General features: G+C 59.3%; 12 protein-coding genes. 2 read left to right on the top strand and 10 right to left on the bottom strand.

The window, feature by feature from the left end:
• The first annotated feature begins 82 nt into the window (after window positions 1-82).
• Entirely contained in the window at window positions 83-1,306 is a 1,224-nt protein-coding gene (locus V3587_RS02515) for a cytochrome P450 (protein WP_283376082.1), read from the top strand.
• A gap of 6 nt (window positions 1,307-1,312) precedes the next feature.
• Here the strand turns inward: V3587_RS02515 and V3587_RS02510 are convergent, their stop codons facing one another.
• Together V3587_RS02510 and V3587_RS02505 are read right to left on the bottom strand one after the other, a co-directional pair.
• On the bottom strand, window positions 1,313-2,698 hold the full coding sequence (locus V3587_RS02510) for a lipase family protein (protein WP_378396727.1): 1,386 nt from the start codon (window positions 2,696-2,698) through the stop codon (window positions 1,313-1,315).
• On the bottom strand, window positions 2,698-3,981 hold the full coding sequence (locus tag V3587_RS02505; protein WP_283376080.1) for a hypothetical protein: 1,284 nt from the start codon (window positions 3,979-3,981) through the stop codon (window positions 2,698-2,700). The genes V3587_RS02510 and V3587_RS02505 overlap by 1 nt, the downstream gene beginning before the upstream one ends.
• 354 nt (window positions 3,982-4,335) lie before the next feature.
• Between V3587_RS02505 and V3587_RS02500 the strand changes: the two genes are divergently transcribed.
• Window positions 4,336-5,043 (top strand): hypothetical protein, encoded by a 708-nt coding sequence (locus V3587_RS02500; RefSeq protein ID WP_283376079.1) that lies wholly within the window; start codon window positions 4,336-4,338, stop codon window positions 5,041-5,043.
• Window positions 5,044-5,141: 98 nt separating this feature from the next.
• On the opposite strand, the gene V3587_RS02495 is transcribed toward V3587_RS02500, so the two are convergent.
• The 8 genes from V3587_RS02495 to V3587_RS02460 form a co-directional block, all read right to left on the bottom strand.
• Window positions 5,142-5,759, bottom strand: coding sequence for an alternate-type signal peptide domain-containing protein (locus tag V3587_RS02495; RefSeq protein WP_283376078.1), 618 nt, complete (start codon window positions 5,757-5,759; stop codon window positions 5,142-5,144).
• A 41-nt stretch (window positions 5,760-5,800) separates the two neighbouring features.
• Window positions 5,801-7,483 carry a signal peptidase I gene (locus tag V3587_RS02490; protein WP_007731439.1) on the bottom strand — a complete coding sequence of 561 codons (1,683 nt, stop codon included), beginning with the start codon at window positions 7,481-7,483 and terminating at the stop codon, window positions 5,801-5,803.
• Between the two features lie 7 nt (window positions 7,484-7,490).
• Complete coding sequence (locus tag V3587_RS02485) at window positions 7,491-8,087, bottom strand: SipW-dependent-type signal peptide-containing protein (RefSeq protein WP_283376077.1); 597 nt, start codon at window positions 8,085-8,087, stop codon at window positions 7,491-7,493.
• Window positions 8,080-8,715 carry a signal peptidase I gene (locus V3587_RS02480; RefSeq protein WP_058226215.1) on the bottom strand — a complete coding sequence of 212 codons (636 nt, stop codon included), beginning with the start codon at window positions 8,713-8,715 and terminating at the stop codon, window positions 8,080-8,082. The genes V3587_RS02485 and V3587_RS02480 overlap by 8 nt, the downstream gene beginning before the upstream one ends.
• Entirely contained in the window at window positions 8,712-9,266 is a 555-nt protein-coding gene (locus tag V3587_RS02475; RefSeq protein ID WP_007731434.1) for a hypothetical protein, read from the bottom strand. Before V3587_RS02475 ends, V3587_RS02480 begins: the two co-directional genes overlap by 4 nt.
• 3 nt (window positions 9,267-9,269) lie before the next feature.
• Window positions 9,270-9,812 (bottom strand): alternate-type signal peptide domain-containing protein, encoded by a 543-nt coding sequence (locus V3587_RS02470; RefSeq protein WP_283376076.1) that lies wholly within the window; start codon window positions 9,810-9,812, stop codon window positions 9,270-9,272.
• A gap of 516 nt (window positions 9,813-10,328) precedes the next feature.
• The gene (locus V3587_RS02465; RefSeq protein WP_283376075.1) at window positions 10,329-11,924 is read right to left on the bottom strand and encodes an amidohydrolase; all 1,596 of its coding nucleotides are present in this window, start codon (window positions 11,922-11,924) and stop codon (window positions 10,329-10,331) included.
• The gene (locus V3587_RS02460; RefSeq protein ID WP_118606597.1) at window positions 11,921-12,880 is read right to left on the bottom strand and encodes a DMT family transporter; all 960 of its coding nucleotides are present in this window, start codon (window positions 12,878-12,880) and stop codon (window positions 11,921-11,923) included. The genes V3587_RS02465 and V3587_RS02460 overlap by 4 nt, the downstream gene beginning before the upstream one ends.
• Window positions 12,881-12,896: the final 16 nt, after the last annotated feature.

Genomic DNA, 12,896 nt, shown 5'->3' with positions numbered 1-12,896 from the left:
GCGTGAGATTTTCTCAAAATGCCAGTTCAGAGGCATTTTCCACCTGTTGACTTCTCCTCGACGGCCGTGAAATCTTCCCTTCGTGACACCATCGACGCTCGACATCAACCCTTTCCTGCCGTCGAACATCGACGACCCGTACCCGCTATACGACGTACTCCGGCGCGAGCACCCCGTGTACCGCATTCCTGATACCGACTTCTATCTGGTGTCCACGTGGGAATTGGTCACCGAAGCCGTTTCCCGTACCGACGACTTCTCTAACAACCTCACCGGCGTGCTGGTTCGTACACCGGACGGTTCGGCCGTGACCTTCGACATGAACGGCGGCGGCCAAGCTGTTCACGTTCTCGCGACTGCCGACGAGCCAGACCATCAACACCAGCGCAAACTTGTCTTGCCGACACTGGTCGCCAAACGTATACGAGCACTCGAGCCGGTGATGACCGAGTACACGCAGCAGTTGTGGGACAACGGCTTCGACGGTCGACGGATCGAATGGGTCACGTCGGTAGCGGACACGCTGCCGCTGCAGATGGTTGCCACGCTGATCGGCCTGCCGGCACACGACGTCCCCCAATTGCTGGCGTGGTCGTACGACAGCACCGAACTTCTCAGCGGCATCGTGACCGCAGAACGGTTGACAGGCGTCGTCACCTCGGCGGCCGAACTCACCGGGTACCTCTACAGCAAGTTTCGTGAGGCACGGGCTCACCCGGTGGATGATCTACTCGGAGACCTCGTCCGTTGCTGTGACGCAGGCGAACTCAGCGAAGACGTGGCCGTGCTGATGTTGGTGCAACTCGTCGGTGCGGGTGGCGAATCGACCGCCGGACTGATCGCCAACTCTGCACGGTTGCTCGCCGAGCGCCCTGAGATTCAGACGCAGCTGCGCGAGGACCCTCTACTCGTGGGCGCGTTCCTGGAAGAAACGCTCAGGCTCGAGTCACCCTTTCGCGGACATCACCGACATGTCAACGCGGACACGACACTCGGTGGATTGGCACTACCCGCCGGCAGTCATCTCATACTGCTGTGGGGTTCGGCGAACCGCGACCCCGAGTCGTTCGTCGAACCACAGGTGATGAACCTCGACAGAGTCAATCCCCGAGCACATTTCGCCTTCGGCAAAGGAGCACATTTCTGTGTCGGGGCCGCGCTGGCTCGTCTGGAAGCAAAGACCGCGATCGCAGTCATTCTCGAAAACAGTTCACACTTCACAATCGATTCCGAATCCCCACCCCGTTGGGTCCCCAGCATGTTCGTGCGCCGCCATCAGAGTTTGTGTCTCGCTGTCACCGGATAGTTTCACTCAGTTGTCGAAATTGTGGGCTATCCAGTCGATCGTCTGCATTCCGAACAGATCAGTTCCCCAACCGTATGGATTCGTGAATGCGCGGTCCATACTGCAGTCGGTGGGCTGGTAGCTCACGTCGGTCCCTCCACTCCTGTACGTATCCGCCAGTTCTCGCGCATCAGCTGCCGGTACAAGTGACATCGGGGAGTCGGCCTTTGCGCACGACGTTATCAATACCTTCGACGCCGGAGCACCGTGGCCCAGTACGTTGTCGTCGTACGCGCGCTGGAAACTGGGTTCTGTGATCGGATCGATCCCCGGCTCGAAAAGGCTCGCCAGCGGTACGAACGGAAGCGTGAAGTACGCCGGCATCTGGCACTCATCCCGGTACACGTCGGCAATCGCTCGGCCCACGGGATTGAGCTTGTCGTTCAACTTCATCTCGGGATACCACGGTTCGAGACCGAGGAGCGTCGCAAATCCGAAGCCTGCGCCGACCGAGGAATCTGTTGTCTCCATGAATGTTCGGGGCTTGATCACCATGCCCTCGAGGACTGTCGAGACGATATCGAGTTCCGGCGCGTAGGACTGCGCAGATTCGGCGGCGAATGCCGAACCGACTCCACCACCAGCGATTCCGAACAACACAATCTCCGCATCCAGATTCAGCTCGGAATCCTCCACCTGAAATGCTGCGCGCACGGCATCCAACTGCGCGTGCCCCGCGAACTTACCCGCGAAGACCCCGTGGGGATCACGGTCTCCGTTGTTCCCGACGTCGGAAATTACTACGGCATAACCTTTTCCGAACATCAGCGCCAGCGGACCCAAGGCCGACCAGGAGGCGCCGTCCAGCGGATCGCCGCCGGTCCAGTGTGAACTCGGATGACAGTAGCCGCCGACGCTGTCGTTGGCCTCCTGATAGCTGATGATCTTCTTCTCCGACGCCGGCGTTCCGTCGATCGGGATCATCATGATTCCAGTGCTCACTACCGGCGTCGAACCGTCGATTCCGGTTGTGACATACATGATCTTGTAGGCGTCGAGCTGTCCCGGTTTGTATCCGGTGAACAGTACATCCACCTTCTTCGACTTCAGGAGGTCACCGGGACGCTCGGCGCCGGTCAACACCGGCTCGTCGTAAAACGGATCATCGGCGGTGAGCGCAGTGAAGATCTCGTCTTCCGATGCGAACTCCCCCGACCTGAGCGCACCGACCGTGAACCCGTTGAAAATCTCTCCCAGAGTGGGAGTATCGGTCCGAAACTCCTGGGATACCGGAGCTTGCGCATCGTCTGGAACACCACTGCCTGGGGCCTCGGCCCCAGCAGTCGCAGGCAGAACCAGCGCAACGGTCAGCGCTACCGGCGGCGCCAACCTTCGGAATGTCGCCGACGACATCACTGAACCGTCACTTTCAAACTGGAGAGGGCCGATTCGAGAGTTTGTGGGAGGGTCACCATCGGGCGGTGACTCTCCAATTGAATTTCGTAGGGAACACTCAATGTGGCTACGAGCCGTGGCCAATCTTCTTCGACCATCGCTCGGTACTTCGGCAAGAGCTGTGAGGTGATGTAGTCCCACCGTTCCTCGTACACCGACCAGTTCCAATCCGGGAGGGGCAGTGTCACTGTCGCGGTGCGTCCGTCCGCCAGTGTCGTCGCGAACTCGAGAGACCGAAACGAGCGAGGCGGTACGACGCCGGCGACCGAAGGTGAACCGGCGACAGTCGATGCGTAAGTGATCGCCTCTCCCACATCACCTTTGTAGGCGCGCACGGTATCCCACTGGTCACGGATGATCATCCCTTGCTCACGTTGGAGCAGTGCTACGTTCCCACGTGCAATCCGATTCGAATCGCCGGAAGCTACATCACGCCAGGCGTCCATGACATCCTGACCGAACATTCCGGCACTCTGCATTTCTTCCAGCGCGGGAAGTCCTTCATCCACGTATGCCTGATGCATCGGCATCAGATCCGAGAAGATGTTCTTCTGCATCACCAGGATCATCCCCAGCACATAATCCAAGTCGTCCGCTGTGACGTTCCTGCCCACCGCGGCGAGTGCGCGCAGCCCTGCCGGCAATTGGTTCAGCGCTTGCACGCCAACCTGATCCGTGACCTGAGAAACTATCGAATTGGCAACATATTGCAGATTCGGAAACGAGTACATGTCCGCCATCAGTTCGAAGTCGATCAGTCCCCCGCCGAAGTCCGCACCAACCTGTCCACCCATGCCCGCCCACTGCAATTCCGGGTGACCGAGTTGCAGATCCTCGTAGTAGCGGTACGACTTCACCAGGTTCGTGCGATTAGCCGACACTCCGGCGCGCGGATTCCACGATGAGAGATCGATTCCGGCGGCTTCCGTGGCAGCGACCAATCGATACTGAAACAGCAAGGCCGCATAGGATTCCGGACTGCGACCACTGGCGCGGGCTTCTTCCACAAGGGCTTGCAAGGTGCCGAGATCAGTCGGCAACGCGGGATGGACACCGCCCGGACCGTGTTCGGCATTCCGATTCACCAAAGGCAAATTCACGTACTCGTCCAGCTCGGACGCCGACGCTGAAATCTGTACCGAGAGCAACGCGGACATCGCCAGCGCACATGCCGTCGCGGCTGCGAATACGTCGCGCGCCCAACGACGTCGCCGAACACCTGCCCCCAGGTTCATCCGCATATCGATCCCTGTACTCAGGTCGGCACCGCCCCGATCGATTGCCGAATCCTACCTACTTTGCAGTAAGATAACTGAATCTGGGAGAAAATCCAAATTCCGAATCAACATCTCTGCAGCGACTGAAGCCATTGCAGATGAGAATCTTTTACCCCGAATAGTCGGCATCGAAACCCACTCGACAAGCGATCGTCCAGCTATCCGCGCCCCAATCTACGTGTCGCATCCACTCCGATTACAGTTCATTTTCAGCTCCCTCGCAGATTATTGATCAAACTTCCGAAAATGGTTGCACAACAGACAGTTAACTCTCACAACTCCTCACCCTTGGACGTTTGTCCGACTAGAATTCGGGTTATGAAAACTACCAGTTACTCATCTCGAAAGCCTGGCGCGCTATGGAGCACAGTCATAGGGATACTCACGGCCCTCGTACTTGCACTGGTGGGCGGAGCACTGATGCCGTCGCTCGCTCACGCAGCGGACGGTGAGAGTGGAATCATCGAGTACTCCGCAGACAACTCGACCTGGGGAGATACTTCCAAAATCGTCTGGAGCACAGACATACTCATCCCGGGTGGGACCAACACAACCACATTCTACGTCCGAAACGCATCGGACCGCGCAGGTGAGGCACACTTCTACGTCGGAGACTACGAAATCAGCGACGGCATGGAAGCCTTCCTTCGTGTCGACGTAAACGGCGTCACCGGCAATCCGCTCACCGCCACCGGCAATGCCGCCACACCAGGGACCCAGTTGAACTCGGTCCGCCTCGCACCGGGCCAAAGTGCCAAGGTTGCCTTCGTGATCGGAATGCCCGTCGAGGCAGGGAATTCTTCGCAGAACGGCAGTATTACGCCGAACTGGAGTGTGGACCTCACACTCGATTCCACCGATACACCCGTCACGCCCGGCGGAACCGGATCACTCGATTTCGGTTCCCTGAATTTGGGGTCGGCGAGCTTCGGTTCACTCGACACCGGATCAGTGAAGACCGGATCTACCAACTCCGGATCGCTTGATGTCGGATCGCTCGGCAAGCCGGTCACATTCATCGGATAACCTCCCCTACAACAATTCACAAAGTGAGGCCGGATAGCAGATTTGCTACCCGGCCTCACTTCTGAACAGCTACAGCGCTCGTGTTGTCCGCACCGACATCATGCGGGAATCTGCACCAGATTCACGTCGAATCGCGCCAAGTTCAACGACTGATCCATCGACAACGCTGTCGCGGAATCCTTGTCGAAGGTGAAACGTATTGCCACGTCGACTATCTTGCCGTCCTTCGCCGTACTGACCACAGTTCCGTCGGCACCGACAGGCACTGGCACCCCGTCGAGCTTGACTTCGGTGACCGGCTTCAGCTGGGCAACCAGCGCAGCTCCGCCGGAGACACCCAGATCACTGGTCGACAGCTTTGCCTTCATTCCAGTTCCCTTGATCTCCAACGCGAAACTGGCGTGGTAGGTCAGAACGTCGCCCGGCACGACAACCATCGTCGACAGATCGATCGGACCGTTCTGATCCGTCCAGGTAGGTGCGGTGACGGTTTTCAGCGCCAACGAACCGGATTCGACCGGAGTAGTCACCACAGGCGTAGTTGTGGCCGGAACGGACGTGGTCGTGGTGGGCTTACCGCCGCCGGACGAACCCAACGAGCCGGTATCAGCACAGCCAGTCAGGAATGCCGCCCCTCCGAGCATGACCAGCGATGCGCCGATAATTTTGGTAAGTCGCGTATTCCATCGACTTGCGGGAACGATGCGATTATTCATTCGAACTCTCCCGTTCCCGAATTCCGTCTCTTCTGTATTCATCACTTCTGCCCGTCGATCCAGGCAGCGATCTCTGCGGGAGCTTCGCCGGAGGGGTTCTTTTCCGAGACCCCTGTTTCGGCGTTGACGCGATAGACGTTGGCGCCGTCCATGATCCACAGCTCGTCCGCGTCGGACTGCCACATCGCCGTTGCGGTAGCACTCACCGGCGAGCTTGAGACTTGTGTCCCCACGCGGTCGGTAATCACTACTGCGGCACCCGTACGCGTCTGCATCAGGGCCGCAGTAAATACGCCCGAGGCCGACGCCTCCGGGGCCGCGATCGGTACTGAAGCATCGCTGGTCTCCGTGGTAGTCATTGTCGTTGTGTCGGTTGTCGTCGTCGAAGTCGGCGACTCAACCTTCGTACTAGTAGAAGGCTCCGCCGTTTTCGTCGCACTTGTGGTGACTGTCGGGTCAACGGTCGAGGGCGACACCGACGGAGTCATGGTGGTCGTCGGAGCCGTGGAGACCGTCGAATCAACAGGAGTGGTTGTTGGTACCACTCCACGTGCGAGTGGCGCCGACTCCGGGTCATCCACGGCAAACGAAGACGGACTGATACTGCTGTCCTCGCCCACACAAACGAGCGAGAGATTCGCCAGCGTTCGCTTCAGCCTGTATCCACGCCAATCGGTTGACTCTTGTCCGGTGAGTCGATTGACGGTGTAGACACGGAGCGTGTAGGTGTAGCCCGTTGCTGATCCACCGTCGTTCCAGACCATATTAATGGCCACATTAGTTCCAGGCGTTGCATTCTCTCCTGGATCGCGTGGCCAAACTTTGTTCAGTGACGTATTCCCATTGTAGTAACGAGGCATATACCTGAATGGGTATCCGATATGCGGCCACGTAACGTCTGAGTTTCCGATTGCGGTGCCACCATTGGTCGTGCAATGGATCGATCCGATCGCTGGCAAGACGTTGGAACTCACTGCCAGCGAACCACTCTTCGCTACAGACGTATCGGTGAAAGCTGCCGAAGTGCCGTTCACCTGAGTGGCACCGATCAGCGCCAACACCGAAACACCGAGAACCGCAAACTTTCGGAATGAGAACGCCGAGCGACGTCCGTCTGTCCCGCTACCCGAAGAAACCATCGGAAATTCCATTGTTTCAGCGGCTTCCCTCTCCACGCTGCCAATTCCTCCGCTCGGACCGTCATCCGAATCCCTGCGGCGAGAGTTGGGCCGAAAGGCAATGATCACCAGTCCGCCGACAAGCGCACCACCGAGGAAGATCGCGAGTGGACTGGAGAGCCAGGCAACTGCGTAGCCCAGTCCCCCGACACTGAAGAAGATGCGGTCGGCTTCGGTGATGAAGTAGGGCTCCACGTCAGGATTGGCATTTGCGTCACCCTTGAGAGTCACCGTGACAGAGTTGCCGGCCTGCTGGTCAAGTTCGTACACGCGGTGCGTGATGCGCGTGCCCTGGCCGTTGACAACGCTTACGACGTCGCCCACTGCGAGATCGGTTGCGGGCACTGTACGGGCCAATGCCAGGGAGCCAGTGGTGATTTCGGGAGACATCGAACCTGACCGAAACACGAGCGGCTTGATGCCGAACAGCATTGAGGCCGTAGCTGCCACAACACAGATCAGTCCTGCCACAGCACCTACGGTCAGTGCCAATTCGCGACCGGCACGAGCCGACCTCGAACCGCGGGGGGTTGTGTGATCAGACATGGTCACCTCAGGCCGTCGTCGCCGCGAACTGGAAGGAGACATTGAGCGACTTGCTCTGCAGTGCAGTTGTCACTCCTGGATCGAGTGTCATCTTGAAGCACAGGGTCTCTGAACCGGTCGTTGCGGCCAGTTGGCGTCCCGCTGTGATAATCGGGGTCGAGGCCGTGGTCGACAATCCCAAGGGCCCGGCAATGGCGGTCGTGCAACTCTGATCGAGAACAGTCACCTTCATGAACGGAGCAAGCGCGGCCTCGCCTGTTGCGGTTGCTGCCAGGGTGTATTTGAACTGCGCAGCACCGGTATTCTGCACAGGGAGGGTCGCCGTGACGCTATCCCCTGGCATCATGCCCGTCTTCGTCAGAGTCGTGAAGCCGTAGGCGGTTGGATCTCCTGGATCACCGTTGAGCTTCATTTCGATCGAACCGGTGCTGAATACGCCGGAAGTCGCAGTAGCGTTGTCAGTCCACGCAGCAAGAGTGCCTACGGCGCCGAGGCCCAGGACAATTCCCACGGACATAGTCGCGCGTGCGCGGCCACTGGTTGCGCCCCGAACCAGACGTGTACCGAGCGAGGCGGGCGCCTGCTGCTCCTCGTGCTTAGACATGGCTGTGCCTTTCTTGCTGCTCAACTCGAGGCGCCGACGCACTCGGTTCGGAAGGTTGGGAGTCTGCAGACGCAGAACGTCGCCGGGTACGGTCACGGACCGATCCGACGAACATGAACACGGCATAGATCGACAATGCGCCGACGACAACCGTCAGCATCACCGAGCGCATCTGTCCCGTGATGGCGTTGTACACGTATCCGATATACGGCACGCTGTACCACACCTTGCCGCGAATCTGCTCCGGTACAACGGGATTCTGATCCGCTATCGGATTTGCATCGCCTTGCGTGACGAAGGTGAGATCACCGGCGGAGTTGAGTCGCACCATGATGATGCGGTGCGTAACCACGTCGGGCTTCCCGGACTCGATCTGATAGGTGATCGCATCGCCTGCCTGCAATCGGTCAGCGTCCTGCGGTTTCACCACGATGAGGGTGCCGGGTGGATAGGTGGGTTGCATCGAACCGGTCAACACAGTGAAGGGCGTCGACCCCGTCAAACGTGGAACAACGACCGTCGACAACAGAATCGCCAGAACACCCAGCAGCAGAGCCCACGAGACAATATTGCGGATCCACCACCAGGCGCCGGTTCTCTGATCAGAACCCTTCACTGCGTGCGTCATACCGACTCCGCTTCGAACGAGAAATGCACGCTCGTGGAAACACCCGATGCGACGTCAGGACCGACAGTGCCACGCAGGCACAAGATTTCGGTACTGCCGGCAGCAACCGTGCGCCATCCCGAAGCTGTCGGTACCTGAGCGCCGACCATGGGACCGTCGTAGATCGCGGTGCCGGCAGCTGCGCCCTGGGCAGGGCAACCGGCTTCGGTAGTCACTGGCGTCACTACCAACGCGAGCGGAACATCAGCGGAAGACTGCGTGACGTTCTGGATCCGGTAATTGAGTGGAACGCTACCGGAGTTGTGAACTGTCAACGGAGCCTGTGCATATGCGTTGGGGAACATACCGGTGGCGCCCAGAGCAGTGAAGTCGTAACTGCTCTGGCCGCTCCCGGCACTGCCCACCGTCAGGTCGAGGATCCCGGACTGGATCGTGCCACCGGACAGTGTTTCAGCGGCCGTCCACCGCGCGCTGGTCTGTTGCACCGATACGAAGATCAGTCCGATGACCAGCGCGGCGGCAGTTGCCCACCAACGGTAGTGCTTACGCAAGCCTTAGACCTGTTCAAGCTTGACGTTGAAGTTCGCCAAGCTTGCCGTCTGGTCCTGGCTGGCGTTGTTGGCTGTGTTGTCAGGCAACACTGTGCCCTTAGGGAAGTCGAAGGTCACCACAACGTCAACTGTCGTGCCGTCGTTGGCTTCAGTCAGCTGAGTGAGCGGCTGCCCCGCGAGGGTGGTTGAGGTCGTGGTTGTCAGGGCAGTAGCCAACGAGCCGGTAATCGTGGTCGTGTCGGCAACCACTTGAGCCTTGAGATTCTTACCGTCGATACCGACCTTTACCTTGCTTGTGTAGGTGATCTTGTCACCGGGAGAAACGCGATAGCTCGCGATGTCGACATTGGTTTCCGTTGTTGCCCCATTGGTGACGGTCCAACTCGGCAGAGCAGAGGGATCGGCGCTGAGAGTCAGATGACCTGCGGTGATCGTTCCGCCGGTCATCGGTGCGTTTGCGTTCCACGCCGCCATGGTTCCCGCGCCACCGGCGAGGAGAAGTGCTGCTGCACCGGCCGCGACTGCGCCCTTGGTTGCCTTGTTCATGGAGAACACTCTTTTCGTCTGGTCCCCGTGGCGGGGAGCTTGCAGGGTGAGAAAGCTGGTCGGATCCAGTCATGTGCGCCCTGGTACGGGCAGAGGGTTTCGTTCATCCGTGGTCAGTGAGGGGTCGTAGCGGTAAGTGCAGAGCGAGAGCGTGTTGCGGAAAGATTGCGAGCCGTTCTCGCGAACGGGTCATTCCTCTCTCGTGCTGTCGACGTCCGCTTGCGTCGTTTAGATTTTTACCACACGTATCAGGAATTTTTGGCGAAAAGCTGGTCGAATGTCCAGAAGCTTGTTGAAACCTGAACTTGACTACAGAATCGCCTCTCACCTGGATCATTTAAAAGACGCAGCACTTTGTTGCAACCCGTTTGCTGAAGTAACCTTCGCCCGGATGGTCCAAACAGTCGGAAATTCACCTGAAACAAGTTCTACAAACTTTTGGTTTGTTTTGGGGATCGTTCGATTGCCTCCGCTTTGAAAGCAGCGACAATCGAGCAACAAACTAAGGCGGAGGCCCTACACCTCGAAGACGGTCTCACCGCCGACAACCGTGCGCAGGACCGACAGTTCATTCAAGTCTGTCGAATCGATGCACAACGGATCTCCGTCGAGCACAACAAAATCCGCCAAAAGTCCCACCGCTATCCGACCTTTGTCCGATGACTCACCGGTGAGACGAGCGGCCGCGCTTGTGTAGCCGGCTAGCGCCTCGGACGCGGAAACCCGTTGCTCCGCACCCAGAACGTGACCTTCTCGCGTCACACGATGTACGGCGGTGTTCATCGTGAAGAGCGGGTTCACTGGAGTGACAGGGCAGTCGCAATGCAGCGCGTAGGCAAGCCCCGCCGCCACGACCGACGCCACGGGGCTGATCCGCTCGCCGCGACCCGGTCCGAGAAAACGATCGCGGTGCCGGTCACCCCAGTAGTAGACGTGGTTCACGAAGATCGACGCCACCACCCCGAGTTCGACCATCCGCGCGATCTGATCTTCCCGCAACGTCTGAACGTGCTCGAGTCGATGCGAAACTTCGATGTCCGGGTGCGCCGTCCGTGCCGCTGCAATTGCGTCCAATGCAAAATCGATGGCCCGATCACCGTTGGTATGAATCGCAACCTGTCGGCCGACAGCGTGATGTTCCTCGACGAGTGCCCCGAGCGCACCTGCCGGGATTGCCATTCCGCCGCAGTGGCATCCGCCCAGATCGTGGTACGGCGCGGTCAGCGCAGCGGTGTGCAACTGAATCGACCCGTCCGAAATGAGTTTGACGCCGCCCACACGAACTCGGTCTGTCGAATCGGCGAGTTCACCCAACTGATCGTGCACCCCGTGGCCGAGATAGAGGCGCGCACGCAGCCTCAAGTCACCATCGGCGTCGAGTTGCCGGTACGCCTCGTACATCTCGGCCGTGACGTACATGTCGTGGAAACTCGTCACGCCCACCGACGCCATGACTTCCTGCGCGCGCAGCATCGCGATCTTGGACGCGTTCGGGTTCATATCCGGAACAAGTCCGTGCACCAGAGACATTGCCGGAACCTCGCACAGTTCACCGGTGGGTACACCGTCGCTGTCCCGAACGATGACACCACCTTCCGGATCGACCGTGGTGGCATCGATTCCGGCCTTCTCCAGTGCGACCGAGTTGACATAGATCCCGTGAGCAGACAAGTGCCGCACCAGAATCGGATGATCGGTGGAAGCCTTGTCCAGATCAACCGCGGTCAGGCCTCGATCTTCCGCCACGAGGCTGTCGTCGAAGCCCCACGCTTCGATGGGCTCGCCAACTGGTGTGATCGCGGCCCGCGCGGCCAACGCCGTGATCAACTTCTCGATGGTCGGGCACGTATTCGTCGTTGCGTCGACCCCACTGAGCATCAAACCCCACATCATCGGATGAAGGTGCGTCTCGATGAACCCCGGAACAACCACCGCTCCGGCGAGATCGACAACGGAGGTTTCGGAATCGGTCAGCGCCGAGATCTCGGCGTCAGTTCCGAGGGCGACAAATCTGCCGTCCTTGACTGCCACAGCGGTCGCGTTGTCGCCGACCGCACCGTCCATGGCCCTGATGTCGCCGTTGATGTAGATGTGGTCAGCCGCAGTGGTCATACGCTTGTCTCCATTCGTTTTCCGACAACAGTCGTCGAGGATTTCTTCGCGGGTATCCGCGTCGCCACAACCACTCCGGCCAAAATCATTCCGGCACCTGCAAGTTGGACGAGAGTTGGGGTCTGCGCAAGCATCACCGCGCCGAACAACAGTGCTGACGCCGATTGCAACACGAGGCTGGCGGCGACTGCACTGGCAGGCAGACGCTGACTGGCGCTGGCTACCAGCAGCCACCCGATCACCTGAGATACCAACGCGAGCAGCACAAGCCAACCTTGAGCTACGAGTGACGGTGTCAGATCCAAAGTTCCACTCACGAGGCCGTATGCACCTGCCGTGAGGGCAGTGGCTCCCGTCGAGACGAACATCGGCAACGCCGTTCTGCCCGCCGCCCGAGTAGCCAGACCCATGAGGAAGATGTAGACCGCGTACGCGCCTGCGGCGATCACGGCAAACGACACTCCGACAGCAGGATTCGACCCGGTGAGCGTTGTGCTCGTCCCGGCTACCAGAGCAACTCCGACGAAGAGCAACGGAAGGCTGGCGACCAGTTCCCGGCCGATCCGTTGGCGCAGGACAACGTAGCCGAGGATTGCGACGAACAGCACCTGCAAATTCAGGATCACAGTCGAAAGACCTGCCCCGATCGAATGAATCGACTCGTGCCAGAGCACCAGATCGATTCCGAGGAACGCGCCGGCAAGTAGAGACTTCACGATCCAGGGCGCCGAGACCGAAGGCCGGGGTGACCGACGACGCTGAACGAGCACGAGCATGCCGAGAGGGATGAGCGCATAGAGACACCGAAAGAATGCACCCGTCGACGGAGACACTCCTGAGAGTTCGTAGAGCACCGAGGTCAACCCGAGGATGCATGCACCGGTGACGACTACGCGCAGGTCACGACGGCGTAGTTGATCGCCGGACAGCTCGCGTGGCGATACTTCATCACTCATGGTGATAATGTATCAC

Source organism: Rhodococcus sp. IEGM 1306, from assembly GCF_036541985.1.
Lineage (GTDB): Bacteria > Actinomycetota > Actinomycetes > Mycobacteriales > Mycobacteriaceae > Rhodococcus_F > Rhodococcus_F qingshengii.
The sequence above is the reverse complement of the archived record's forward strand: the minus strand, read 5'-3'. Positions and strand labels throughout refer to the sequence as shown.